Here is a 24719-nt window from a genome sequence, read left to right as displayed (position 1 = left end):
AGCGGCGCCGGCCAGCGCGGTCCGGTCGGTCGGTCGATCGGTCAGACGGTCGTCGTGACCCGCGACCCGCCCTCGACCGTCCGCCGCACCGCGATGCGCTCGGGGATGCGCTGTTTGAGCTCTTCGACGTGGCTCACGATCCCCACCTGACGCCCGCCGGCCGTCAGCCGCGAGAGCTGCCCGATGACGTCGTCGAGCGTCTCCGGGTCGAGCGTGCCGAACCCTTCGTCGACGAACAGCGTGCCGAGGGACACCCCGCCAGCCTCGGCCTGGACGACGTCGGCGAGCCCGAGCGCGAGGCACAGCGACACCGTGAAGGTCTCACCGCCGGACAGGCTGCGGGGATCGCGCGTGGTGTCGGTCGTCTGGTCGTGCACGGCCAGGGCCAGCCCGGTCCGCCGTGCGCGTGACCCGGACTCCCGCTCGTCGGAGGTCTCGAGCGTGAACCGCCCCGCGAGCATCGCGCGGAGCCGGTCGTTGGCGGCTGCGACGACGTCCTCGAACCGGCGCATCAGCACGTAGGTGCCGAGGGTGATGCCGCTCGGGTTGACCGTGGGCGCACCGGCGGTGATGTCGGCGAGCCGGACGACCGCCCGGCTCCGTGCCGAGGTGTCGTCGCGGGCACGGACGGCGGCGACGAGGGCGTCGGCACATTGCTCGGAGGCGGCAGCCCGGTCCGCCGTCGAGGTCGCGATGCGCGTTGCGGCCTCGGCTGCCGCGGCGGTCGCGTCCCTCGTGCGGCGGGCACCGTCGAGGTCCAGCGCGGCGCGGTCGTCGTCAGCGGCGGCCACCACCGCGGGTTCGGCGAGCCCTTCGTCGACCACGGCACGCTCACGCTCGGCGCGCGCGATGTCGTCCCGGAGCCGTTCGGCACCGGCGCGGTCGAGGATGCCGGCCCGAGCAGCCGCGACGTCCGCGAAGTCCTGTTCCGCGAGCGCGCGCTCGACGTCGGCGATCCGGTCGCGCAGGGCCGCAGCCGCGACGGCGGCACGGTCGTCCGCCGTCGTGACGGCATCGAGCCGGACGACGAGGGCGTCGAGCTCGTCGACTCCGCCCCGGAGGCTGTCCGGCGCGTGGTCGAGGTGTTCGGCGACCCGGTCGGTGGCGGCCCGGACCGCGGCGAGGTCGTGCTCGAGGCGTTCCGCGTCCGCTGCCGCCGAGCCCGCGAGGACCGCACGTTCGGCGTCGACGTCGTTGCGCTGCCGTTCGAGGGCACGGGTGCCGTCGTCGTGTGCGGCACGCTGCTGTTCGAGTTCGCGCACCCGGACCGACGCGTCGTGGGCGGCTCGGACGCGGGCAGCGGCTGCGGCGGCCAGCGCGTCGAGGACGAGCGCGTCGGTGTCGCCGAGCACGCGGACGAGGCGGTCGAGTTCGGCCCGCTCGACCGCGAGCGTCGTCGCCGCGTCGGCCAGCTGCTGCTCCGCGCGACGAGCGAGGTCGGCGGCCGCGTCGATCGCGTCGGTCGTCGGGTGGTCGTCCTGCGGCGTGGCGACGACGGGGTGCTCCGTCGCCCCGCACACCGGGCAGGGGTCTCCGGGTGCGAGAGCGGCCCCGAGCTCCCCGGCGAGACCGGCGATGCGGCGCTCCCGCAGGTGCTGCTCGGCGCGGACGCGCTCGTGGGCGATCGACCGGGCGTCAGCCACGGCCTGCTCGGCGACGCGGACCCGGCGTTCCGACCCGGCCCGGGCGTCGAGGTCGGCGCGGACCCCGGCGACGCGGTCGACCTCGAGCCGGGCGGCCTCGGCGTCGGCGGCGAGTCCGGCGGCCGTGCGGGCGTCCTCGACGATGCGGGACCGCTCGGCGGGCCGGGACGCGAGGGCTGCGTCGAGGTCGGCGAGCCGGGCGGTCAGCTCGACGCCGCGGCTCGCTGCGTCGGACAGGGCCAGGCGCCGGGCCGGGAACCCGTCCTCGGTCTCGATCAGGTGTCGCACCGTGGTGAGGCACTCCGCCACCGTCGACCGCTGCGTGCGGAGGGCGTCCCCGTCGGCGGTGACGCCGTGTCGGGTCCGGAGCGACTCGGCCGCCGCGGTGGCGTCGTCGGATCGCTTCCGTGCGGCGTCGAGCGCGTCGGCGACGGCGGTCACCCGTGCGGCGCGCTCCCCCACCGCCAGCCGGGTGCGGGCGGCGTCGACGGCGGGAGCGTTCTCGTCCAGCACGGCGCGGCGGGCGAGGAGCGTGCTGCGCCGATCGAGTGCCGCGATCCGAGTCGTGACCGTCTGTTCGTGAGCCGCTGCGGTGGCCGCGGCGCGGGCCGCCGTCGCGCGCTCGGCTCCGGCGACGTCCGCGGTCGCACGGAGCGCCGCGACGATCCCCGGCACCGCCGGTTCCTCGGGATCGTCGACGCCCGCGGCCTGCGCGAACCGGGCCAGGGCGTCGCGGACGCGGGCGTCGGCACCCTCGACCTCGGCCTGGACGGCACGGCGCCGGGCGGCGAGTTCGTCGGCGGTCCGGTCGTAGACCTGGGTGCCGAACAACGACTGCAGGAGCTTCCGGCGGTCTTCGCCGGGCGAGCGGAGGAACCGCGCGAACTCACCCTGAGGCAACACGACGGTCTGCAGGAACTGCGCCTTGTCCAGCCCGACGATCCGGGTGATCTCGAGCCCGACCTCGGGAATGCGCGACGACATCGGCTCACCAGCGGCGTCGGCCGGCCCGGTGAGCCGGAAGAGGTGCGCGGACGCCTGCTGCTTCACGGTGCCTGAGCCGCGCTGCTTCGGTCGGTCGTACTGCGGGGTCCGACGGACCCGGTACACGCCGGCGCCGGTCTCGAAGACGAGCTCGACGTACGGTTCGACCGCGGGGTCGGCGTGCTGGCTGTGCAGGCGGTCGCTGCTGGCGTCGCTGCCCGCGAGGCCGCCGTAGAGCGCGAACACGACGGCGTCGATGATCGTCGACTTGCCGGAACCCGTCGGCCCTTCGAGCAGGAACACCCCGGACGCGGTCAGCGCGGCGAAGTCGATCGTCACGAGGTCCGGGTAGGGGCCGATCGCACGGAGTTCGAGCCGGTGCAGGTACATCAGCGGTCTCCTTCGTGCTGGAGGGCCAGGGCAGCGGCCTCGTACGCCTCGGTCAGGATCGCGCGGTCGTCGTCGTCCGGAGCGGCACCGGTGACGAAGGACACGAAGTCCGCTGCGACCTCCACCGGGTCGGACGTCGCGGTGACCGCGCGCGCGGCGGCGCGTTCGCCCCGGTCGGCCGGTTCGTGCGTGACGGCGAGGGCATGCGGGAAGTGGTGCTTGACCCGTGCGTACATGCACTCGGGGTGCACCGTGTCGGTCACGGCCACCCGGACCCAGGCGTCCGCTGCGGCGCGGTGCGCTCCGGACTCGATGTCGTCGATGCTGGACCGCACGTCGACGAGCCGGCGGGGCACGGGAGCCGGGACGAGTTCGACGCTCGTGCCGCCCGCCGCGTCGAGCTCGACCACCGTCACGGACTTCTGCTGGTGCCGCTCGCCGAACGAGAACGCCAGTGGTGACCCGGCGTAGCGGATGCGGTCGCCGTCGCCGACGCGCTGCGGCCCGTGCAGGTGCCCGAGCGCGACGTAGTCGATGCCGTCGAACACGGACTCGGCCACGCGGTCGACCCCGCCGACACGGATGTCCTGTTCGCTGTCGCTCGGTTCGGTCCCGCCGACGAAGGCGTGCGCCACCACGACGCTGCGCGTGTCGGCACGCCCGGCGAGGTCCGACCGGACGCGTTCCATCGCCGCACCGACGACGGCCTGGTGCGACCGGGCGAGCGGCTCGTCCGGCACCGCGGCGAGGGCGTACCGGGTGAGGTCCGGGTGCAGGTACGGGATGCCGTAGACCGCGACGGGACCGTCCGCGTCGTCGACGAGCACCGGCGTGGCGATGCCGGCGGGTTCGGCGAGGATCCGGACCCGGGAGCCCATGACCCCGGCGCCGAAGCCCAGTCGGGCGGCGGAGTCGTGGTTGCCCGGTGTGAGGACGACGGTGGTCGTCTCGGCGAGACGTTCGAGCACGCGGGACAGCATCCGGACGGCGTCGACCGGCGGGACCGCCCGGTCGTAGACGTCGCCCGCGATGACGACGAGGTCGATCGCACGCGCGCGCACCTGGTCGACGAGCCAGTCGAGGAACGCAGCCTGGTGCTCGAGCAGGTCGGCGCCCAGCAGGGTGCGGCCGAGGTGCCAGTCGCCGGTGTGCAGGATGCGCATGCCGTCACGGTAGCGCCGGCCGGGGACATCCCGAGGCGCCCCGCGGCCGGCTGTGGAGAACTCAGGCGCAGCTGAGGTTCGTCCCGATGACGGCGGTCTGGATCCTCGTGGTCGCGGTGCTCGTCGACGTCCACGAGCCCAGGTAGTTGACGCGGACGGTGACGGTGTACACCTGCCCGAGGCTGAGGATGCCGGAGCCGACGACGCGCACCGGCGAGGCTGTCCCGGTCGCGAGCACGGTGCTGCCGTTCATCACCGAGAACGAGGTCGCCGCCGGGCCGCCGTACGTGAAGCCGATGTTGACCGACCCGTCGCCGTTCGCGGTGCAGGCGAGCGCGGTCGCCGCCGGGACCGTGAGGGCCGAGAACGCCGTGGTCGTCACGGTGTCCCGGTACCACGGTGCGGCGACGGCCTCAGCGGGCAGCAGCACCCCGACCCCGCCGACGAGCACGAGGACGGCTGCCGCGCCACCGAACCGACGGGCGCGCTGCGTGCGCCGTGCGTCCCGAGCCTGTCGACGCAGGCTGCGGCGGCTGACGGGGGGCGGGTCGGACGGGAGGCGCGTGGCGGCGCCGTCCCGCGCCTCCAGGCCGTCGTCGACCCGGTCCGGACCGTCGCCGCCGGCCGCCGGGTCCGATGGGTCGGACGACTCGTCGTCCCCGACGGCGAGCCGCCGCAGCGACCCGTCCACGGTGCAGAGCGCGAGGAGCGCGATCAGGCCGAGCGCCAGCACGCCGGTCTTGACCCACTCGCCGTCCCGGAGCCACACGATCGGCGCTCCGACGAACGGCACCCGCAGGAACGCGACCCCGTGCACCGCGGCCGGCTCGAGCGGCGTCGAGTCCTGCTGCGGGTTCGCGTCGCCCTTCGTGAGGAGAGTGCCGTGCGGCCCCTTCGCCACGTACCGGTGCATGCGGAGGTGGCCCGGCTGGTCCGGGTCGTCGGCGAGGACGATCTTCCCGACCCTGACCTCGGCGGCGGAGACGGGTCGCGAGACGACGACGTCACCCGGGGTGAGTCGTGGCTCCATCGAACCGGTCATCACGGTCGTCGGCTGCCAGCCGATGACCGCCGGAGCGGCAGCCCAGAGCGCGAGCCCGAGGAGCGTCGCGACGACCCCGCGCGCGAGGGTGGCGACGACGACGCGCCCCCAGTCGACGGCGTCACGGAGCACGTCGTGCGGTGTGGGGCCACCGTGCACTGCGATGCTGACCATGACTGCCTTCGACCGGGGGCGCGTTGACGAGGGCGACCGACGAGTCCGGGTCGGGCTCGGACTCGGTGGCCGCGGAACGGTGGCCACCGGCAGCACGGTCGCGCTGCCGGGGCCGTCCGCTCAGCTGTTCTGGGCCTCCCACGTGAAGCCGAGGGCCGCGGTGCCGCCCTGCACGGTGTTCGGCGCGGTGCTCGAGACCGTGTAGGTGAAGCGGTAGACACGCGACTCCGAACCGCTGCCGGTGGGTGCCCACGTGCCGACGCCCGTGGCGAAGTTCGTCGAGGCGGTGCCGAAGCCGGCGACGGTGCCGCTGTAGAGCGTGCCGCTCGTGCTCGCCGGGGTGAACCCGGTGCAGGAGCCGAAGCCGCCGCCCGTGCCCTGCTCGACGGTGAGGTTGATGTTCGAGGCGAGGGCGTTCGTCGTCGCGGCGTTCGTGCCGTAGAGCTTCACGGTCGAGGGCAGCGAGCCGGTCGAGGTGACCGTGATGCAGTTCGCGCCGGTCGAGCCCGGCTTGAGCCCGGTCGCGTTGAAGAGTGCGGTGTTGTTGTCGTCGTCGGTGAGAGCGACGTTGCCTGCCGTCCAGTTGCTCGTCGGGTTGACGGTGGTGGCCGAGAAGGCCGAGTAGGACGCGGTCGAGACGACGACACCCGAGGCCACGAGAGCGGCGGGGATGGCGATCCAGGCGGCGAGGCGCGCAGCGCGCGGGGTGACACGGGACATGACGGAGCTCCTGATCCATGGGTGGCGCTCGGTTCGCGGTGGTTGGCCGCTGGTGCGCCGTGGTTGGTACGATGATCAAGCTACTTGCTCATCGTGAGGCTCACAAGCGAAGGTACACCCCCACTGTTGGGGGTGGCTCAATCATTGAGATACTTGTTGGATGAGCAACACGGCGACACACTCGTGCCGCCAGACCGGCCGCGTTCGCGGCCACCACCCGAGATGAGCCGCCCGATGACGGACACCACCCCCGTACTCCCCGCCCAGTCCCTCCCCGAGCAGCCCCTCCCCCCGGCGCCCATCTCCCCTACGGTGAGCGTCCCCGAGCTGTCGCCCGACTCCGAGCTCGCGAAGCTGATGACCGCGTTCCGGGTGCTCCAGATGCAGCACGCCCGCGTCCTCCACCACGAGAGCTCCGCCCGCGGACTCAACGCGACCGACGCGCGCTTCGTGTTCTTCCTGGCCGCGGCCGACGGCGAGGGTGTCACCCCGAAGCAGGCCGGGGAGTACCTCGAGCTGTCCACCGGCGCGATGACCTCCCTGATCGACCGGCTCGAGAAGCGCGCCCACATCGAGCGCCGGCCGAACCCCGAGGACCGCCGGAGCATCCTGATCCACCTCACCCCGTCCGGCTCCGACATCGCCCGCGAGATCGGCGCCGTGTACACGGCAGCGTTCCGCGACGTCGTCGCCCCCGCCGAACGCGGCCGCTTCGCCGACGCGTTCGACCGTCTCGGCGTCGCGCTCGACCGCCACTCCCGCGTGACGAACGGTGTCGCAGACCGCGCGTAGCGTGGCGGGCATGACCCCCTCAGAACTCCTCGTCGAAGCGTTCTCCCGAGTGCCGGCGACCGTGTCGCGCGCGCTCGACGGTCTCTCCGAAGACCAGTTGGCCGCACGTCCGGCCGCCGGCGCGAACACGCTGGCGTGGCTCGCCTGGCACATCGCCCGCGGGCAGGACGCCCAGATCGCCGACCTCGCGGACACCGAACAGGTGTGGACCGCCGACGGCTGGGTGGAACGGTTCGGCCTGCCCTTCCCCGCCGAGGCGCTCGGGTACGGCATGTCCCGCGACGACGTCGGTCGCGTCCGCGCCTCCGCCGACCTGCTGCTCGGCTACCTGCGAGCGGTGCACGACCGGACCGTCGCGTACGTCGGCACGCTCGGTCCGGACGACTTCGACCCCGTGGTCGACGACGCATGGGACCCGCCCGTGACCCGCGGTGCGCGGCTCGTCAGCATCCTCGACGACTGCACGCAGCACGCGGGGCAGGCCGGGTACGTGCGCGGCCTGCTCTTCTTCAACCGCTGACGCGGTCGCTCCCTCGCGGAACGACGGACGGGAGGCGCGGTGCCAGCTGGCACCGTCCTCCCGTCCGTCGTCTGGTCGCGACTACCGCGCGGCGAGCTCCGCGACGATCCCGTCACCGGGGGCTGCGTCGACGAGCTCCGCCTCGATCTCCGCGTGCTCGAGGATGCCCTCGATCTTGCGGCGACGGCTGCGCGGGACGATCGTGACGACCGTGCCCTCCTTGCCGGCACGACCCGTGCGGCCCGAACGGTGCATGTACGCCTTGTAGTCGTCCGGCGCGTCGGCCTGCACGACCAGCGAGACGTCGTCCACGTGGATGCCCCGGGCGGCGACGTCGGTCGCGACGAGGACGTTCACCCGGCCGCTCGTGAGCAGCTGCAGGTTCCGCTGGCGGCGCGACTGGTTCAGGTCACCGTGGAGCGAGGTCGCACGGATGCCGGCGTCCTCGAACTGGTCGGCCAGACGCTCGGCGTAGGCGCGGGTCCGGGCGAAGACGATCGTCTTGCCGTCGCCGGCGACGAGCTCCTCGAGGAGCTGGTCCTTCTGGCGCTGCTCGACCACCAGCACGCGGTGGTCGATCGTCGAGGACGCCTGGTCCTCGCCGGCGACCTCGTGCACGCTCGGCTCGTGCAGGAACTGCGCCACGAGCGATGCCACCTGGGCGTCGAGCGTCGCGCTGAACAGGAGCTTCTGGGCGCGGTTGCCCTCCGGGGTGATCTCGGCCGTGGCGGAGAGGATCTCCTGCACCGGCTCGAGGAACCCGAGGTCGCACATGTGGTCGGCCTCGTCGAGCACGGAGATGACGACCTCGCTGAGGTCGAGCTTCCCCTTGTTCATGAGGTCCTGCACGCGACCGGGAGTGCCGACGATGATGTCGACACCCCGCTGGAGGGCGCCCTCCTGGCGGCCGTACGGGACGCCGCCGTAGATCTGCGTCGTGAACAGGCCCACCGAACGGGCGATCGGCTGCACCGTGCGGTCGATCTGCAGGGCGAGCTCGCGGGTCGGGGCGAGGATGAGCGCACGCGGCGCGCGGCCCATCTTGCGCTTCGTGCCGCCGCCGTTCTCCATGAGCTTCTCGACGAGCGGGGCGCCGAACGCGATCGTCTTGCCGGAGCCCGTGCGGCCACGGCCGAGGACGTCCTTGCCGGCGAGCACGTCGGGGATCGTCGCGGCCTGGATCGGGAACGGGCTGACGGCGCCGAGCTCGGCGAGGGTGCGGGAGATGTTGCCGCCGATGCCGAGGTCGCCGAAGGTCACGCCCTCGACGTCGGCCGCGACGGTGGCCTCGGCCTGGAGCTTCTCGAGCTTGACGTCGTCCGCGGGGACGTAGTGGCCGCGGTCGGCGCTGGCGCGGTCGGTGCGGGGTGCGCGGTCGTCGCGGTCGAACCGGCGCGGGGCACGGTCGTCGCGGTCGAACCGGCGCGGGGCACGGTCGTCGCGGTCGAAGTTACGGCGCGGACGGTCGTCCGAGTCACGACGGGGGGCACGGTCATCGCGGTCGAACCGGCGCGGGGCACGGTCGTCGGAGTCACGGCGCGGGGCACGGTCGTCGCGGTCGAACCGGCGGGGCGCGCGGTCGTCGCGGTCGAAGCGGCGGGGCGCGCGGTCGTCGGAGTCGCGGCGCGGGGCACGGTCGTCGCGGTCGAACCGGCGCGGGGCGCGGTCGTCACGGTCGAAGTTGCGGCGCGGACGGTCGTCGGCGTCACGACGAGGCGCGCGGTCATCGCGGTCGAACCGGCGCGGGGAACGGTCGTCGGAGTCACGGCGGGGCGCGCGGTCGTCGCGGTCGAACCGGCGCGGAGCACGGTCGTCGCGGTCGAAGTTGCGACGCGGACGGTCGTCCGAGTCACGGCGAGGGGCGCGGTCGTCGCGGTCGAACCGGCGCGGGGCACGGTCGTCACGGTCGAACCGACGCCCACGGTCGTCACGCTGCGGGCGACCCTGGCCGGCGTCACGCGGCTCCCAGTTCGGGCGCGCGGGGCGCTCGCCCTGCGCCGAGCGGCCGCGGCGCTCCTCGGCGTCCCAGCGCTGCTTCTGGCGCGGAGCCAACGGGTCGGCGGCGCGGAAACCGCGGTGCTTGCTGCTGCGAGCGGCAGGGGTGCCGTTCGGGTGACGGACACGATCGGAGGCGCGGTTGTCCGCGCCGCCCTTGTTGTACGGGGCCATGGCTACTCTCTCGGGTGCGCAACGTACCGCAGCGCCCGGCAGCGACATCGGCGGGGGCTGAATGCGGAGAGGGGGTTCATCCCGTCGCGGATCGACGTGATTCCAGCCCTCGAGCAACACACACCCAGAAGAAAACTCCGTGATCGCAATGTCACGGCGCCGAAGGCCGACCGACCGAGTCTACGTGATCACGACGGCCCTGGCCAGCCCGACGGCGGACGCGGGCTCCGCGGCGGAGGCGGGCCGCGCCTCCAGTCCGGTCAGCGGGTCAGGACTCGGCGAGCCGCTGGCGCTGCTCGGCCACGTCGAAGTCGGCTGCGGGCCACGTGAGCTGCATGTCCTCGAGCGTGCGGAGGAGGAGCTGCTGCACGGCGAGCCGGGCGTACCACTTCCGGTTCGCGGGGATGACGTACCAGGGCGCGAGGGACGTCGACGTGCGGTCGAAGACGGTCTGGTACGCAGCCTGATAGTCGTCCCAGAGCAGGCGCTCGTCGATGTCGCCGGGGTTGAACTTCCAGTGCTTGTCGGGACGGTCCAGGCGTTCGCCGAGGCGCTCGCGTTGTTCGTCCTTCGAGATGTGGAGCATGACCTTCACGATGCTGGTGCCCGACGCGACGAGACGGTCCTCGAACTCGACGATCGCGCCGTAGCGCCGTTCGATCTCTTCCGGCGGCGCGAACGAGCGGACCTTCTGGATGAGGACGTCCTCGTAGTGGGAGCGGTCGAAGACGCCGAGCTGCCCCGCGCGCGGCAGCTCGCGTTCGACGCGCCAGAGGAAGTCGTGCTCACGTTCCTCGGCAGTGGGCGCCTTGAAGCCGGCGTAGTGCACGCCGTTCGGGTCGACCGCGCCGACGACGTGCGAGACGATGCCGCCCTTGCCAGCGGTGTCCATCGCCTGGAGCACGAGGAGCACGCGCCGCTGGTCGCCCGCGGTGGATGCCGCCCACAGGCGTTCCTGGAGGGCGGACAGTCGGGAGGCGCCGGCGGCGAGCGCTTCGAGCCCGTCGATCTTCCGACCCGGGAACCCCGGGGTGCCGTCCGGGTCGACGCTGTCGAGACGGAAGCCGTCCGTCACGCGGAGCAGTGGTTCGGGGTCGGCGTTCCAGGCCTTGCGACGGCTCACGGGTCCTCCTGCGGGGTCGTGTTCATCCTGGCACCGCGCGCCAGGTCCGTCCGCGTGCCGACACACCGGTGGGTGGTCCGACGGGCGGAGCGGGTCTGTGGAGGAGTCGTCCCCCGGGTGGACGCCGGAGCCGAGGGGTCGGGTTACCGTTGTCGTGATGAGGTCAGGCCGTCGCACGTTGCTCGCGCTCGTCGCCGCGGTCGTGGCGCTCGGCGCGGTCGCGTCGTGCAGCGGCGATCCCGTGGGCGACGAGAACCGGACCGTCACCGCGGGTCCGGTGATCTACCCGCTGTCACTGCGCTACCACGGCATCGACGTCGTCGCCGACGTGCCGTACGGGTCGGACCCGCTGCAGCGGCTCGACGTCTGCCTGCCGGCGGACAGCGCGCCGGAGACCACGGCGACGCCGACACCGACTGCCGCGGGGACGGCGGCGGCGACAGCAGCGGCGTCCGCAGCCGTATCCGCGTCTGCTTCGGCAGTGGCCGGTGCGGCTGCGGCCGGCGACGCAGCGGGTGCCGCAGCAGCGGTCGGCGCTGCGGCGGCGGCTGGCGGCGCGGGTGCGACCGGCACCCGACCCGCCGTGCTCATGATCCACGGGGGCAGCTGGTCCCACGGCGACAAGGCCACCGCCGCCTACCGCTCGGTGTGCAAGTACCTGGCGTCCGAGGGCTTCGTGACCTTCAACGTCGACTACCGTCTCGCCCCGACGGACCCGTTCCCGGCCGGGCTCGACGACGTCCGACGCGCGCTGGACTGGGTGTTCCGGCCGACGACGCTGTCGACCTACGACGTGGACAGCGGACGGGTGGGCGTGTTCGGCGGGAGTGCCGGTGGCAACCTGGCCGCGATGCTCGCCGTGACCGACCACGACTCCACCGCGTACGCCGAGGGCGACCGGATCCGGGCGGTCGTCGACCTGAGCGGGCCGACGAACCTCACCTCCCGCTCGACCGAGGCCGACGGCGTCGCGGCGTCGTTCCAGCGGAAGCAGCTGCTCTACCTCGGGTGCCGGACCTACACGAACTGCCCGGCGTCGACCCGCGCGTCGCCGGAGTACCACGTGACGTCGGACACCGCGCCGTTCTTCATCGGGCACTCCACGGACGAGTTCATCCCGATGTGGGAGTCGCAGGAGTTCGCCGCGACCCTGCGGAAACACGACGTCCCGGTGACCTTCGTCGCGGTCGAGGGGACGGCGCACTCGATCGCGCAGCTCGACGAGGCGATGAGCAAGCGCGTGGTGACGTTCCTGCGGCGGCACCTGGACTGAGCGAACGGGCGCGGCCGGGTGGCGGCGCCGGCGGGCTCCGGCCGGGCGGCGGCGCCGGCGGGCTCCGGCCGGGCGGCGGCGCCGGCGTGCCCCGGCCGGGTGGCACCCGGAGTCGGGACTGCCGTCGCGGCCCCGCGGGCCGCAGACTTCCGGGGTGACCGACACCTCGACCCGCCCTGCACGCGACACCGCCACCCGTTGGGAGCGGCACTCCGCAGCGCAGACGGCCGCCGAGCTCCTGCTCGGCCTGTCGTTCACCGCGGCGGTCGCCTTCGGCGGGTACGCGGCCGTGACCGGTCGGATGGTCGTCCTGTCGCAGGGCGCGGGGATCGTGTTCCTGGTGACCCTGACGTGCGTCCTCGTGTCGTGGTTCCGGGCCGTCGAGCGCGAGGACAACCCGCGGCCGACGACGACCACGACGACGAGCACGTCGGTCGACCCGATCGCGGCCGTCGACGCCGAGTACCGCCGCTAGCGCTCCGGGGCGTCCGCCTCCGGAACGTCCGCCTCCGGGACGTCCGCCGCCGGCACTCCGACCGCTTGCACGGCGTGAGCAGCCCGCGCGGCACGCCGCTCGGCCCGCCGCTCCCGCCCACCCTCGACGAGGGCGTACAGCGACGGCAGCACGACGAGCGTCAGGACCGTCGACGACACCAGCCCGCCGATCACGACGAGCGCGAGCGGCTGCGAGATGAACCCCGACTTGCCGGTCAGCCCGACCGCCATCGGCAGCAGCGCGAAGATCGTCGCCAGCGCCGTCATCAGGATGGGGCGGAGGCGTCGGGTGGCTCCTTCGACGAGGGCCTCGCGGACGCGGAGCCCTCGTCGCCGGTACTGGTTGACGAGGTCGATGAGCACGATCGCGTTCGTCACGACGATGCCCACGAGCATGAGCACGCCGATGAGCGACGCCACCCCGAGCGGGATGCCCGTGATGATCTGCAGGAGCAGCGCACCCGTGACGGCGAACGGCACCGACACGAGCAGGAGCAGCGGCTGCAGCAGGCTCCGGAACGTCGCGACCATGATCACGTAGACGATGAGCACCGCGACCAGCACGGCGAGCAGCAGCTGGCTGAACGCCGACGACTGGCTCGAGGCGACGCCGCCGATCGTCGCCGAAGCGCCTCGCGGCAGGTCGAGCCCGTCGACCGCGCTCGTGACGTTCTGCACCGCGGCGCCGAGGTTCGTCGAGTCCGGCGTGACGGTGATCGTCGCGGTCCGCACGGCGTTCGAGGTGGTGATCGTCGTCGGGCCCTCGGACTGCTCGACCGTCGCGAGGTCGGACAGCGGCACCGACCCGGTCGTGGTCGGGATCGAGAGCGCCTTCAGGGCATCGATCGTCCTCGGCGGCTCCGGGTCGGCGATGTACACGTCGAGCGTGGCGTCGTCGATCTCGATGGTGCCGGTGTCCCGGGGTGAGACCGCCGCGGCGACGAGTCCGCCGACCTGCGTCTCGGTGAGCCCGTGCGCGGCGACCGCCTGCCGGTCCACGCGGACGGCCAGGTACGGCTCGGCCGCCGAGAGGTTGCTCGTCGCGCCGGTGGTGCCGTCGACCTTCCGCATCTCGCGGAGGACCTTGTCGGCAGCGGTCTTCAGCTGAGCCTGCGTCGGCGCGGTGACGTCGACCTCGATGTCGCTCGAACCGCCGAAGCCGCCACCGGCGGACGACAGGTTCACCTCGCCGACCCCGTCGAGCTTCTCGATGCGCGTCCGAGCCTGCGACTGGATGGTGGTCTGGTCGGCGTCGGCGTCGGTCGTCACGTTGTACTGCACCGACGCCGAAGCCGCCCCGCCGAACGCCGCCTGGATCGACTGCCCGCTCGTGCCGATCGTGGTCTGCACGGTCTCGACGCCGGAGACGCCGCGGAGCACCCGTTCGACGTCCTCGGCCGCGTGGGACTGGACGTCGAGGCTCGTGCCCGGCTTGAGGTCCTGCGTGACGGTGAAGGTGTTCTGGCCGGAGTCGCCGAGGTAGTTCGTCTTCACGAACGGCACGGCCGCCGCGGTCCCGCCGAGCACGAGGAGCGCGAGCACGACGACGATCGCCGGCCGGCCGATCGCCCACCGCAGCACGGGCTGGTACCCGCGACGCAGCCGGTCCGGGGCGCCGGCGTCGTGCAGGTCCGCACCCGACGCGAGCGCCCCGGTCGCCGCCGAGACGGGAGCGTCCGGGACGGCAGCGTCCGGGACTGGAGCGTGCCGGTGCGTCTTCGGTGCCCGCAGGAACCAGTACGCCAGCACCGGCACGATCGTCAGCGACACCAGCAGCGACGCGACGAGCGCCATCGTCACGGTGAGCGCGAACGGCCGGAACAGCTCGCCGACGAGCTCCGCGACGAACGCGACGGGCAGGAACACCGCGACGGTCGTCAGCGTCGAGGCGGTGACGGCTCCGGCGACCTCGCGCACGGCATCGAGGACGGCCCGGGTCCGCTCCACCCCGGGTTGCAGGTGCCGTTTGATGTTCTCGATGACCACGATCGAGTCGTCCACGACGCGGCCGATCGCGATGGTGAGCGCGGCGAGCGTGATGATGTTGAGCGTGTAGCCGGCCGCCCGCACGCCGATCGCGGCGAGGAGCACCGACGTCGGGATGGAGATCGCGGTGACGATCGTGGACCGGACGGAGAGCAGGAACACGAGGATGACGATGACCGCGAAGCCGAGGCCGAGCAGCCCCTCCTCGGCCAGGGAGTCGATCGACTGCTGGATGTAGGGCGCCTGGTCGAAGACCACCGTGAAGCGCGGGTCACCGGCGACCTTGGCCTCGATGCCGGGCAGGGCGTCCCGGACGGTCTCGGAGACGTCGACGGTGTTCGCCTCCTGCGTCTTCGTGATCGCGATCGTCAGCGCGGTCTTCCCGTCCACGCGGCTGATCGAGGTGCGCGGGGACTCCTCGATGGCGACCTTCGCGACGTCGCCGAGCGTCGTCGGCGTCGTGGTCGCGGCGGCTCCGCTGGTCGCGGTCGGACTGGAGGCGCTGCTCGCCTCCCCCGCGCCGCTCGCGCCCGTCGTCCCGGTCGCGCCCGGGGCCGCACTCGCGCCCGTCGCGCCGGTGGCGCCGGTCGTCCCGCCCGTGGCACTCGTGCCGCTCGCACCGGTGGAGGAACCGCCGGACGACGAGCTCGCCGCGGTCAACGGCAGCGCCCGGATGTCGTCGAGCGAGGCGATCCGCTCGCCGGTCTGCACCGACAGGGTCGTGCCGTCCTGCGTGATCGTGCCGCCGGGGACGAGCGCGCCGTTGTCGTCCAGCGCGTCCGAGATCGACTGCGTGGTCAGGCCGCGCGACGCGAGTTCGTCCTCGTCCGGGGTGATCACGACGCGGCGTCCGGGGTTGCCGAAGACGTCGGCCTGCCGGACCCCGTCGAGCTTCTCGATGTCCGGGATCGCGGTGGCGTTCAACCGGTCGACGAGCTGTTCCTGGTCCCCCGACGCCGTGACGGCGAGCTGCAGCACGGGCAGGTCGTCGAACGAGCCCGTGACGATCTGCGTCTGCACGGTGTCCGGCAGCGACAGGGCGTTCACGGCGGTCTGGATCTTGTCCTCGGCGCTCGCGAGGTTCGAGCCGTAGTCGAACGACGCCGACACGACGCTCTGCCCGGTGGACGACGTCGCACTCGTCGACTCGAGGTCCGGCACGACCTGGATGGCCTGCTCGATCTTGGTCGAGACGTCGTTCGAAACGACCTCCGGCGTGGCGCCGGGGTACGCGCTCACGATCGCGACCTGGGGGAACTGGACGCTCGGGATGAGCTCCTGCTTGAGGCTCGTCAGGGAGATGCCGCCGAACACCGCCACGACGACGGCGACGAGCGCGATGAGCGCGCGGTTCCGGAGGCTGAAGACCGAGAGGAGGTGCACGCACCCGATCCTTGCAGGGGCCCACGTCCGACCGTACAGCCGCCGCTCGACCAGCCGCGCCCGCTCAGCCGACGCCCGCTCAGCCGACGCCCGCTCAGCCGCCGCCCGCTCAGCCGCCGAGGGCGAGGTACGCGGCCAGCACCCCCACGGTGCCGAGCACACCCGTCCCGAGCGCGACGACCCGACCCACCGCGGTCCGCGCGGTCAGCACCGCGACGAGGAGCACGGCGACGCCCACCGCGATCTCGACGACCCAGGTCACCGGCCCGGTCGTGTCCGCGACCTGGAGCAGAGCGCGCACCCCCTCGCCGACGAGCACGGCGGCGGTCGCACCGAGCGCGGCACCCCGCCACCGCACGTCGGCCGCGCGGACGGCCACGGCGACGGCACCGGCGAGCGCCCCCGCCGGGAAGCCCAGGAGCACCCAGAAGTTCGTGATCGAGAGCACGTCGGGGAAGCCGCGGAGGTTGCTCGTCGCCCAGTACCCCACGTGCATGAGCTCGAGGAGGACCACGCCGAGGACCATCGCGACCGGGAGCGCCACCCGCCCGGCTCGGACGCCGGCGAGCACGCAGAGCGCCACGGCGACGACGAACCACGGCCCGGCCGAGTTCGCGACCGAGGACAGCCCCGGGGCCGCCTGGCCGAAGGACGTGAGGACACCGGCGAGCAGCGCGCCGGTCAGCGCCATCGTCACCCGGGCCGCGGGCGGCACCACGGGCGTCAACTGCCGGGTGCCCGTCCCCGGCACGACGGAGCGGGCGGTCCGAGCGTTCATGGTCGTCTCCATGCACCGAGCATCCCGTCCCGGAGGTACGGCGCACATCACCCCGTGGAGCCAGATCGCGCTCGGGACGTCACTCCCGAGGATGACCCCTCACACCACGGCGGCCAACGACCCCCGCACCCCGGCCGCGTCCCCGCCGATCCGCGCCCACGACCGCTCGAGCACGTCGACGAGTCGGACCCGGTCGGCGGGCGGCATCGTGAACGGCACCCGCAGGAACCGCTCGAACCCGCCGTCCGGCCCGAACACCCCGCCGGACGCGAGCACGACCCCCTCGGACCGGGCCGCCAGCACCAGCGCGCTCGACACCGGCCGACCGAGCCCGACCCACGTCGTCAAGCCGCCCGCCGGTGACGGGACGTCCCACTCGGGGAGCCGCGCACGCAACGCGCCCACGACGTCGTCGCGACCTCGTCTCAGGTACTCGCGCCGCGCCTCCAGGACGGCCTCGGTCCGCGGCACGAGCTCGCGCGCGACGAGCTGGTCGAGCACGGGCGTGCCGAGGTCGCTCGTCGGGCGAGCGAGCAGCAGCCGCTGCAGCAGCTCCGGAGCGGCGCGGATCCACCCGATGCGCAGGCCGCCCCAGAAGACCTTGTCCGCCGAGCCGATCATCACGACCGATGCGGAGGCCGCAGCCAGCGGGACGGACGGTTCCCCCTCGATCCGCAGCTCCCCCATCGTCTCGTCCGCGATCACGGTGGTACCTGTGGAAGCCGCCACCGACAGCAACAGCTCCCGCGTGGACCGGGACATCGTGGCCCCGGTGGGGTTGTGCAGCTCGGGCATCACGTACGCCACCGCCGGAGCGGTCCGGCGCAGCGTGGTCTCGAGCGCGGTGGCGTCCCACCCGGTCCGGGCGTCGACCGGCACGCCGACGAGGCGGCCGCCCGCCTCGCGGAAGGCTTCGTGCGCGTGCGGGTAGGTCGGCGACTCGACGAGCACCGCGTCGCCCCGGCGGACGAGCACCCGGGCGAGCAGGGCGATCGCGTGCTGCGCGCCGATGGTGACGATGACCTGCGACGCGTCGGTCGGGAGCCCGCGCTCGGTGTAGCGCGTCGCGATGGCGGCGCGGAGCCCGGGGTCGCCGACGGTGTCGTACCCGATCCCGGCGAGCGCCGCGGGCAGGTGGCGTGCCGCGCGCTCGACGGCGTCCGCGATGCCCGGTGCCGCGTGCATGGCGGCCTTCCGCAGGTCGAGCAGGTCGTCGTCCACGACCCCGCCGAGCCGTTCCGGGTCCGGCCGGCCGATGAGCCCGGCGGGGAGGCGGACCACGCTCCCGGAGCCACGGACGGACACCACGAACCCGTCGGACCGGAGCCGCGAGTACGCGTTCGCGACGGTGGTCCGTGAGACGCCGAGCGCGACGGCGAGTCCGCGCTCGGCCGGGAGCCGGACGCCCTGCGGGATCCGACCGTCGATGACGAGCACGCGGAGGGCGTCGGACAGCGCCTCGTACGCGGGGGCATCGGTGCCGGCACGCCAGTCGGTGAGCAGGAGGGCGGCGGACCGAGCGCTGAGGAGGACCGGGGTCATGGAACCACGGTACCCGAATTGGCCCTCGACGGGCAGTCCAATCTTGATGACGATCAGTGCATGTCCCGCTCCACCGCGCTCACGCTCCGCTTCGTCCAGCTCTTCGTCGGCCTGTTCCTCTACGGCGCCTCGACCGCGCTGCAGGTCCGCGCGATCGTCGGGGTGAGCTCGTGGACGGTGCTCACCGAGGGGCTCGAGAACGTGGTGCCGTGGTCGTTCGGGGTCATCACGGTGGTGTCGAGCGGTGTGATCCTGCTGTTCTGGATCCCGCTGCGCCAGAAGCCCGGGATCGGCACGCTGCTCAACGCCCTGGCGATCGGTCCCTCGGCGGACCTCGTGCTCTGGCTCGTCCCCACGCCGCACGGGCTGGTCGGCCGCGTCCTGCTCTTCCTCGCCGGCCTCCTGCTGCTCGCGCTCGCCACGGCCTTCTACATCGGCGCCGGGTTCGGGACCGGCGCGCGCGACGGCCTGATGGTCGGCCTGCACGAGCGGCTCGGCTGGCCGGTGTGGGTCGCGCGGACGGTCATCGAGGTCTCCGTGGTCGTCGTCGGGTGGATCCTCGGCGGGGACGTCGGGGTGGGCACCGTGGTCGCGGCGTTCGTCATCGGCCCGATGGTGCAGCCGCTCATGCCGGTCTTCCGCCGGTTCCCCTGGAGCCCTCTTGCGCGGGTGGAGAACGCGATATAACGTGTCCTCCACAGACGCGATACATCGCGAGTTGGAGGAAGCAACATGGCCCAGGAGAAGTGGCTCGTCGAGGAGCCGAAGGTGATCGACACCGGGATCGTCCGCCGCTTGCGCGTCGGCCTCGCCGGTGGCCAGGTCGACGTCGTCGCGCACGACGAGCCGACCGCCCGCGTCGAGGTGCACAGCGTGTCCGGCAAGCCGATGAAGATCGAGCTCGACGGCGACACGCTCACCATCGACCACCCGCAGGTCCGGTGGGACGACCCGATCGGGTTCCTCAAGTCCTTCCGCGGCAAGGCGCACGCCGACGTCAGCGTCCTCGTCCCCCGCGACGCCATCGTCACGCTCGGCGTCGTCTCCGCCGGTGCGCTGCTCTCGGGCACGAACCGCGGCGCCACGCTCAACACGGTCTCCGGTGACCTCGTCGTCGACGGCGTCGCGGGTGACGTCACCGTCAACGCTGTCTCGGGCACCACGACCATCCGCGAACTCGACGGCGCCCTCACGGTGCACACCGTCTCCGGCGACGTCGTGGCGACCGGCACGGTCCCGCGCTTCTCGGCCGACGGCGTCTCCGCCGACGTCGTCCTCGATCTGCACGGCACCCCGGACTCCGCACGGGTGAACACCGTGTCCGGTTCCGTGAGCGTCCGGCTCGAGGACGGCGTGCCCTACCGCTGCACCGTCAGCACGGCCTCCGGCAAGCTCCAGTTCGACGACTCGGAGATCCGCGGCGTCCGTGGCTCGTACGTCAAGCAGGGCGGAGACCTCTCCGGCCAGTGGCTCGACCTCAAGGTGAACTCGGTGTCCGGTGACATCGCGGTGCTGCACGCGGCCCCGCAGGCCCCCGAGGCTCCAGAGGCCCCCTTCGAGGACACGGAGGTCGTCGAATGAGCCCCGTCTTCGCGCACGGCCACCTGCGCCTGTACCTGCTCGTCCTGCTGGCCGACCACCCGATGCACGGGTACGAGGTCATCCAGGCCCTCGGCGACCGCTTCGGCGGCACATACGTCCCGAGTGCCGGCACCGTGTACCCGCGGCTCGCCAAGCTCGAGGAAGAGGGCCTCGTCACGAAGACCGCGGACGGCCGGAAGACCGTCTACGCGATCACCGACGCGGGCCGCGCCGAGCTCGATGCCCGCGCCGACGAGATCGCCGCTGTCGAGAACGGTGTGAACGACTCGGTGAAGTCCCTCGCCGACGGCGTCCGCGCCTCGGTGGGTGAAGCGATGCGGTCCCTCCGCGCTGACCTCGCCGCGAGCGCCCAGGCACCGCGTGGGCGGACCGCGGACGAGCCGGTCGACGTCCCGTCCGAGGGCGCCCGGGCGATCCGGGAGGTCGAGATGGCCGTCTCGGCGTTCCGGCAGCAGGTCCGTGCGGACCTCCGCCGTCGTGCGACCCGGGGCACGCTGACGTCGGAGACGGTCACGCGCCTACGTGACGGCCTGGAGGCGCTGCGCAAGTCCCTGTGACACCGCGGCCCGCGGGACGGAGGCGAGTCGCGCCTCCCGTCCCGCGCCCGTGCGTGCGTCCCCTCGGCCGGAACCTGGTTCCCGGGCGGCGGGCCGCGCCGCGCCCGCGCCCGCGGCGCGCCGCGCTACAACCCCGCGTCGGCCAGCGCGTGCATCGCGTCCCGCAGCGCACGCAACGCCCCGGCGCCGGCCCACTCGAAGGCGTGCGTGAACCGCTCGTCCTGCACGTACATGTCCGCGAGCGTGCGGAACCGGTCGGCCGTGAGCTCCGCCGGCGGCGTCGCCTGGGCGAGCCACGCGAACTGCCGACGGGCGAGCGCCACTCCCGCGGCCGACGTCGGCCCCTCGCCGGACGCTGCGAGCGCCGCCGCGTCCTCCGCGATCGCCCGCTGTTCGGCCTGGAACGCCTGCTTGCCGTCGGCGTCCTTCGACTCCCACCAGCGTGCCCCGCGCTCCCACGCGTCGGCGCCCCAGCGCTCCGAGACCTCCTGCTTGAACCTCGTCTGGTCGAACCCGTCGAACGTGTCCGTGGTGGTCATGTCAGTTCCTTCCTCGATCCTGGTGATGGTGGTGCGCACGGCGGCGAGCTGCCGGGCGAGCCGGTCCCGCTCGCGTTCGAGCCACGCGACGTGTGCCGTGAGGGCCGCGACGTCGTCCTGCTCCCCGTCGAGGACCCGGCGGATTTCGGGCAGGCCGAGCCCGAGCCCCCGGAGGAGCAAGATCCGCTGCAACCGGACCAGCGCCCGGTCGTCGTAGCGGCGGAGCCCGCCGTCCCCGACCGCGGTCGCGGGGAGCAACCCGATCGCGTCGTAGTGCCGGAGCGTGCGGCTCGACACGCCCGCGGAACGCGCGACGTCGGTGATCGCGTGGGGTGCTTTCGCAGCTGCGTCGCCCGTGTCTGTCCGATTGCTCATGCAGGCCACCGTAGAGGTTGACGCTGCGTCAACCGCAAGGGTCTTTCGGAGTGGAGGCGCACCGATCGTGACCGGAAGCGGAATACCCGCCCGGCGGCCCGTGTTGACTCGCGCCCGGAACTGAGTAGGTTTGCCGCTCGTGACCAACGAGATCCGGTCGTTGAAAGCGCGACTGATCGGGGATCCCCTCCCCTCCGAGAAGCTCGAAGGACAGCTCCTCCCGAAGCACCTGGCCCTGCCGATCTTCGCGAGCGACCCGCTGTCCTCCGTGGCGTACGCGCCGCAGGAACTCCTGATGATCCTGCTGCTCGGCGGGATGTCGTTCCTGACCTTCGCCCCGTGGGTCGCCGCACTCGTCGTGCTGCTGCTCCTCGTCGTCGTCGCGTCCTACCGCCAGCTCATCAAGGCGTACCCGTCCGGCGGGGGCGACTACGAGGTGGCGCACCGGAACCTCGGCGAGAAGGCGGGACTCGTCGTCGCGAGCGCCCTGCTCGTCGACTACGTCATGACCGTCGCCGTGTCGGTGGCGTCCGGCGTGGACAACATCATCTCGGCGATCCCCGAGCTCAACCGGTTCCGCGTCGAGCTCGCGATCCTGTTCGTCGTGCTCCTGGCCGCCGCGAACCTCCGCGGGGTCCGTGAGTCGAGCAAGGCCTTCGCCGTGCCGACCTACCTGTTCGTGGGCTCCGTCTTCGTGATGGTCGTGACCGGGCTGTTCCGCGCCGCGATCGGCCACGCCCCCGTCGCCGAGTCCGCGGCCTACACCGTGCAGAACGTCGAGCACACCACGCAGGCGGCGTTCATCCTGCTGCTCCTCCGCGCGTTCGCGTCGGGCTGTTCGGCCCTGACCGGGGTCGAGGCGATCGCGAACGGCGTGCAGGCCTTCCGCCGCCCGAAGATCAAGAACGCGCAGATGACCCTCGTGCTGATGGGGTCGATCGCGATCGTCCTCTTCGTCGGGCTCATCACGCTCGCGCTCATCTCCCGCGTGCACTACGCCGAGAGCGCGTGCGACCTCCAGGGCTTCGCGCAGTGCGCCACGACGCCGCAGCGGTCCCTCATCGCCCAGATCGCCGCCGCGACCTTCGGCAACGACACCGTCCTGTTCTTCGTGATCCAGGCGACCACGGCGGCCGTCCTGCTCCTCGCGGCGAACACCGCGTTCAACGGCTTCCCGCTGCTCGGCTCGATCCTCGCGCGCGACTCGTACGCCCCGAAGGCGCTCTCGACCCGCGGTGACCGGCTCATCTACTCGAACGGCGTGATCGTCCTGGCACTCGTCGCAGCGGCGCTGCTCATCGTCTACCGGGCGAACGTCACGAGCCTCATCCAGCTCTACATCATCGGGGTGTTCGTGTCGTTCACCCTCGGGCAGACCGGCATGATCGTGCACTGGACGCGGCTGCTGCGCGAGGACCGCGCCGGCACTGCGGAGACCCCGGTGAACCGTGGGCAGGTGTACCGCTCCCGCCTCATCAACGCCACCGGCGCGACCTTCACGTTCGTCGTCCTCGTCATCGTCACGATCACGAAGTTCACGCACGGCGCCTGGCTCGTGTTCCTGATCATGCCGATCCTGTTCGTCCTCATGCTCGGCGTGAACCGGTACTACCGGGACGTCTCGCACGAGATCGAGGCCGACGACGAGACCCGGTTCGGCGCGACCGGCGACCACGCGATCGTCCTCGTCAACAAGCTGCAGAAGCCCGTGCTCAAGGCGCTCGACTACGCGATCGCCGCGAAGCACGCGAGCTTCGAGGCCGTGCACGTCGCGATCGACGACGCCGAGTCCGCCCGGCTGCAGGCGCAGTGGGCCGAGTACGGCATCGAGGTGCCGCTCACCATCGTCCCGAGCCCGTACCGCGACATCTCGATGCCGCTCATCAAGTACATCAAGGCGCACCGGATGGAGCACGGCTCCGAGGTCGTCACCGTCTACACACCTGTGTTCGTCGTCGGGCACTGGTGGGAGACGCTCCTGCACAACCACCGCGGGCGTCGGATCCGCAAGAAGCTGCTGCTCGTGCACGGCGTCACGGTCGCGCTCGTGCCGTGGCTGCTCGACTCCTCCGAGCTGCTGTACGGCCGCCGGTCTCGTCCGCTGCCCGGTCAGGAGCGTCGCGGTGAACCGATCCGGCCCGCGCGTCCGGCCGGTCGGGGGCCCCACCGCCCGACGAACGGCGAGGTCCAGCCCGAGGTGGCCGACGACCGCCTCCTCCGGTCCGACCAGCGCAACAGCCTCCAGCCGCGCCGCGCCACCCGGCCCGCCGGTCCGGCCGAGGGCGTCGACCAGAACCTGTGCACCGGCGAGATGCGGGTGCTCGTGCCGTCGCCGCCGCGCACCGACGTCGACGGGTCGTGATGGGCGCGGCGTCGTACGATCGGTCGTCATGACGATCTCCGACCTGCGCACGTTCGCCACGTTCGACGGGCACGGCGGCAAGGTCTCGAAGCGCGTCGAGGTGCTCGACCACGAGCCGGCCCCCGGCGGCCCGCACGAGGGACTCGTCGCGGTCCGTGGCCGGCACCCCCTCGGCGCACTCGACGAGCGTGCTGCCGACGACTCGACCCACCGCATCGGCTGGGTCGACCCCGCCACCCTCCGCGACTGGTACCGCCCGGACCGTGTCGTCGTGTCCCGCATCGAAGCGCGGCGCTCCGGCCTGACACCGGGCACCTACGCGGACTCCCGGGGTCGCGGTCGCGTCCGGATCGACGGACTGGAGGCGCGACTCGCCCCCGACGGTCGTCCCGCCTTCCGCGCACTGGCCGGTCCCGACGACGCCCCCGTCGTGGACGTGTGGTTGCCCACCGACCAGGCGGTCCGCCTCGTGGTGGTCCGGGCCGTCGATGACGGCCTCGAGGTCGTCACCGCCCCGGTGTCGCCGTTCCTGGCGCCCGGACGGTACCCGACGTACGGCGACGACGTCGTCGGGCTGCCACTGCGGCCGGCCACGGGGCACGTGCTCGTCAGCGCCGCCGTGCTGCTGGACGGGTCGTTGCACGAGGTCGAGCGGATCGACGAGCGGGCGGCGACGGTGTGGATCCGCCGGGACGACCGGTCGGTGCCGATCGCGGCGAGTTCGGTCGGGCCGGACCTCGTGCGGTACACCGCGGTCGCGGACTGACGCTCGGGCCGCGGTCACTCTGTCCGGGGGACGTGCTGGTCCACGTTCCGGTCGGGGGTGCGGCGTACCGTCCACGCCATGACTGATGCCACCCCGACGAACGAGTCGTCCGACCAGCCCGAGACCCTCGGAGGCGCCCGCCCGGACCCGTCGACCGACGCGAGCAAGGACCCCGAGCAGTGGGTCACCGGCGACGAGCCCATGACCGGACCCCAGCGCAGCTACCTCGACACCCTCGCGCGTGAAGCGGGCGAGGAACTCCCCGCCGACCTCACCAAGGCCGAGGCGTCCGAGCACATCGACCGCCTGCAGCAGCAAACCGGTCGCGGCGCTTCCTGAGC

Annotated in this window: 20 protein-coding genes; 10 read left to right on the top strand and 10 right to left on the bottom strand. The window is 72.8% G+C overall.

Annotated elements, in window-relative coordinates; translation table 11 throughout:
- Positions 1-41: 41 nt before the first annotated feature.
- The 4 genes from FS825_RS01745 to FS825_RS01730 all read right to left on the bottom strand — a co-directional run bounded on the left by FS825_RS01745 (position 42) and on the right by FS825_RS01730 (position 6116).
- On the bottom strand, positions 42-3017 hold the full coding sequence (locus tag FS825_RS01745; RefSeq protein WP_144710281.1) for an AAA family ATPase: 2976 nt from the start codon (positions 3015-3017) through the stop codon (positions 42-44).
- The gene (locus tag FS825_RS01740) at positions 3017-4180 is read right to left on the bottom strand and encodes a metallophosphoesterase family protein (RefSeq protein WP_144710279.1); all 1164 of its coding nucleotides are present in this window, start codon (positions 4178-4180) and stop codon (positions 3017-3019) included. The genes FS825_RS01745 and FS825_RS01740 overlap by 1 nt, the downstream gene beginning before the upstream one ends.
- Before the next feature lie 61 nt (positions 4181-4241).
- Positions 4242-5396, bottom strand: a complete 1155-nt coding sequence (locus FS825_RS01735) for a S24/S26 family peptidase (protein ID WP_144710277.1) — start codon at positions 5394-5396, stop codon at positions 4242-4244.
- A 120-nt stretch (positions 5397-5516) separates the two neighbouring features.
- Positions 5517-6116, bottom strand: coding sequence for a hypothetical protein (locus tag FS825_RS01730; RefSeq protein WP_144710275.1), 600 nt, complete (start codon positions 6114-6116; stop codon positions 5517-5519).
- A 234-nt stretch (positions 6117-6350) separates the two neighbouring features.
- Here FS825_RS01730 and FS825_RS01725 point away from each other — a divergent pair, with 234 nt between their 5' ends.
- Positions 6351-6908: a MarR family winged helix-turn-helix transcriptional regulator gene (locus tag FS825_RS01725; RefSeq protein ID WP_186377022.1), complete on the top strand. Its 558-nt coding sequence runs from the start codon at positions 6351-6353 to the stop codon at positions 6906-6908.
- Between the two features lie 10 nt (positions 6909-6918).
- A complete protein-coding gene (locus tag FS825_RS01720; protein WP_144710271.1) occupies positions 6919-7428 on the top strand; it encodes a mycothiol transferase in 510 nt (169 codons plus the stop codon).
- 81 nt (positions 7429-7509) lie between these two features.
- Here FS825_RS01720 and FS825_RS01715 read toward each other — a convergent pair whose 3' ends face one another.
- A complete protein-coding gene (locus tag FS825_RS01715; RefSeq protein ID WP_144710270.1) occupies positions 7510-9597 on the bottom strand; it encodes a DEAD/DEAH box helicase in 2088 nt (695 codons plus the stop codon).
- A gap of 268 nt (positions 9598-9865) precedes the next feature.
- Complete coding sequence (locus FS825_RS01710) at positions 9866-10720, bottom strand: PPK2 family polyphosphate kinase (protein ID WP_144710268.1); 855 nt, start codon at positions 10718-10720, stop codon at positions 9866-9868.
- A 157-nt stretch (positions 10721-10877) separates the two neighbouring features.
- Here FS825_RS01710 and FS825_RS01705 point away from each other — a divergent pair, with 157 nt between their 5' ends.
- Both FS825_RS01705 and FS825_RS01700 read left to right on the top strand, forming a co-directional pair.
- Entirely contained in the window at positions 10878-11993 is a 1116-nt protein-coding gene (locus FS825_RS01705) for an alpha/beta hydrolase (protein WP_144710266.1), read from the top strand.
- Between the two features lie 154 nt (positions 11994-12147).
- On the top strand, positions 12148-12468 hold the full coding sequence (locus FS825_RS01700; protein WP_144710264.1) for a hypothetical protein: 321 nt from the start codon (positions 12148-12150) through the stop codon (positions 12466-12468).
- On the opposite strand, the gene FS825_RS01695 is transcribed toward FS825_RS01700, so the two are convergent.
- The 3 genes from FS825_RS01695 to yczR form a co-directional block, all read right to left on the bottom strand.
- On the bottom strand, positions 12465-15857 hold the full coding sequence (locus FS825_RS01695; RefSeq protein WP_186377021.1) for an efflux RND transporter permease subunit: 3393 nt from the start codon (positions 15855-15857) through the stop codon (positions 12465-12467). The two genes, FS825_RS01700 and FS825_RS01695, sit on opposite strands and share 4 nt — an antisense overlap.
- Positions 15858-15966: 109 nt before the next feature.
- The gene (locus tag FS825_RS01690) at positions 15967-16647 is read right to left on the bottom strand and encodes a DUF6518 family protein (protein WP_144710262.1); all 681 of its coding nucleotides are present in this window, start codon (positions 16645-16647) and stop codon (positions 15967-15969) included.
- A gap of 87 nt (positions 16648-16734) precedes the next feature.
- Positions 16735-18177, bottom strand: a complete 1443-nt coding sequence (yczR, locus tag FS825_RS01685) for a MocR-like transcription factor YczR (RefSeq protein ID WP_144710260.1) — start codon at positions 18175-18177, stop codon at positions 16735-16737.
- A 60-nt stretch (positions 18178-18237) separates the two neighbouring features.
- Between yczR and yczE the strand changes: the two genes are divergently transcribed.
- Genes yczE through FS825_RS01670 form a run of 3 tightly spaced genes read left to right on the top strand, consistent with a single transcriptional unit; the run spans position 18238 to position 20336 of the window.
- Entirely contained in the window at positions 18238-18864 is a 627-nt protein-coding gene (gene yczE / locus FS825_RS01680) for a membrane protein YczE (RefSeq protein ID WP_144710258.1), read from the top strand.
- Between the two features lie 45 nt (positions 18865-18909).
- Positions 18910-19758 carry a DUF4097 family beta strand repeat-containing protein gene (locus FS825_RS01675; protein ID WP_144710256.1) on the top strand — a complete coding sequence of 283 codons (849 nt, stop codon included), beginning with the start codon at positions 18910-18912 and terminating at the stop codon, positions 19756-19758.
- Entirely contained in the window at positions 19755-20336 is a 582-nt protein-coding gene (locus tag FS825_RS01670; RefSeq protein ID WP_144710254.1) for a PadR family transcriptional regulator, read from the top strand. Before FS825_RS01675 ends, FS825_RS01670 begins: the two co-directional genes overlap by 4 nt.
- Positions 20337-20461: 125 nt before the next feature.
- On the opposite strand, the gene FS825_RS01665 is transcribed toward FS825_RS01670, so the two are convergent.
- Positions 20462-21250 (bottom strand): MerR family transcriptional regulator, encoded by a 789-nt coding sequence (locus FS825_RS01665; RefSeq protein ID WP_144710252.1) that lies wholly within the window; start codon positions 21248-21250, stop codon positions 20462-20464.
- Positions 21251-21380: 130 nt separating this feature from the next.
- On the opposite strand from FS825_RS01665, the gene FS825_RS01660 reads away from it, so the two are divergent.
- The 3 genes from FS825_RS01660 (at position 21381) to FS825_RS01650 (ending at position 24717) form a co-directional block, all read left to right on the top strand.
- Entirely contained in the window at positions 21381-23612 is a 2232-nt protein-coding gene (locus FS825_RS01660) for an APC family permease (protein ID WP_144710250.1), read from the top strand.
- 28 nt (positions 23613-23640) lie between these two features.
- Positions 23641-24378, top strand: a complete 738-nt coding sequence (locus tag FS825_RS01655) for a hypothetical protein (RefSeq protein ID WP_144710248.1) — start codon at positions 23641-23643, stop codon at positions 24376-24378.
- Between the two features lie 78 nt (positions 24379-24456).
- Entirely contained in the window at positions 24457-24717 is a 261-nt protein-coding gene (locus FS825_RS01650) for a DUF3072 domain-containing protein (protein WP_144710247.1), read from the top strand.
- Positions 24718-24719: the final 2 nt, after the last annotated feature.

Origin of the sequence: Curtobacterium pusillum (assembly GCF_007680845.1) — a bacterium.
Lineage (GTDB): Bacteria > Actinomycetota > Actinomycetes > Actinomycetales > Microbacteriaceae > Curtobacterium > Curtobacterium pusillum_B.
The sequence above is the reverse complement of the archived record's forward strand: the minus strand, read 5'-3'. Positions and strand labels throughout refer to the sequence as shown.

Excerpts from the sequence above, each read along its gene's own strand:
- FS825_RS01745 (WP_144710281.1), bottom strand. The coding sequence starts at position 3,017 with ATGTACCTGCACCGGCTCGAACTCCGTGCGATCGGCCCCTACCCGGAC.
- FS825_RS01740 (WP_144710279.1), bottom strand. The coding sequence starts at position 4,180 with ATGCGCATCCTGCACACCGGCGACTGGCACCTCGGCCGCACCCTGCTG.
- FS825_RS01735 (WP_144710277.1), bottom strand. The coding sequence starts at position 5,396 with ATGGTCAGCATCGCAGTGCACGGTGGCCCCACACCGCACGACGTGCTC.
- FS825_RS01730 (WP_144710275.1), bottom strand. The coding sequence starts at position 6,116 with ATGTCCCGTGTCACCCCGCGCGCTGCGCGCCTCGCCGCCTGGATCGCC.
- FS825_RS01725 (WP_186377022.1), top strand. The coding sequence starts at position 6,351 with ATGACGGACACCACCCCCGTACTCCCCGCCCAGTCCCTCCCCGAGCAG.
- FS825_RS01720 (WP_144710271.1), top strand. The coding sequence starts at position 6,919 with ATGACCCCCTCAGAACTCCTCGTCGAAGCGTTCTCCCGAGTGCCGGCG.
- FS825_RS01715 (WP_144710270.1), bottom strand. The coding sequence starts at position 9,597 with ATGGCCCCGTACAACAAGGGCGGCGCGGACAACCGCGCCTCCGATCGT.
- FS825_RS01705 (WP_144710266.1), top strand. The coding sequence starts at position 10,878 with ATGAGGTCAGGCCGTCGCACGTTGCTCGCGCTCGTCGCCGCGGTCGTG.
- FS825_RS01690 (WP_144710262.1), bottom strand. The coding sequence starts at position 16,647 with ATGGAGACGACCATGAACGCTCGGACCGCCCGCTCCGTCGTGCCGGGG.
- yczR (WP_144710260.1), bottom strand. The coding sequence starts at position 18,177 with ATGACCCCGGTCCTCCTCAGCGCTCGGTCCGCCGCCCTCCTGCTCACC.
- yczE (WP_144710258.1), top strand. The coding sequence starts at position 18,238 with ATGTCCCGCTCCACCGCGCTCACGCTCCGCTTCGTCCAGCTCTTCGTC.
- FS825_RS01675 (WP_144710256.1), top strand. The coding sequence starts at position 18,910 with ATGGCCCAGGAGAAGTGGCTCGTCGAGGAGCCGAAGGTGATCGACACC.
- FS825_RS01670 (WP_144710254.1), top strand. The coding sequence starts at position 19,755 with ATGAGCCCCGTCTTCGCGCACGGCCACCTGCGCCTGTACCTGCTCGTC.
- FS825_RS01665 (WP_144710252.1), bottom strand. The coding sequence starts at position 21,250 with ATGAGCAATCGGACAGACACGGGCGACGCAGCTGCGAAAGCACCCCAC.
- FS825_RS01655 (WP_144710248.1), top strand. The coding sequence starts at position 23,641 with ATGACGATCTCCGACCTGCGCACGTTCGCCACGTTCGACGGGCACGGC.
- FS825_RS01650 (WP_144710247.1), top strand. The coding sequence starts at position 24,457 with ATGACTGATGCCACCCCGACGAACGAGTCGTCCGACCAGCCCGAGACC.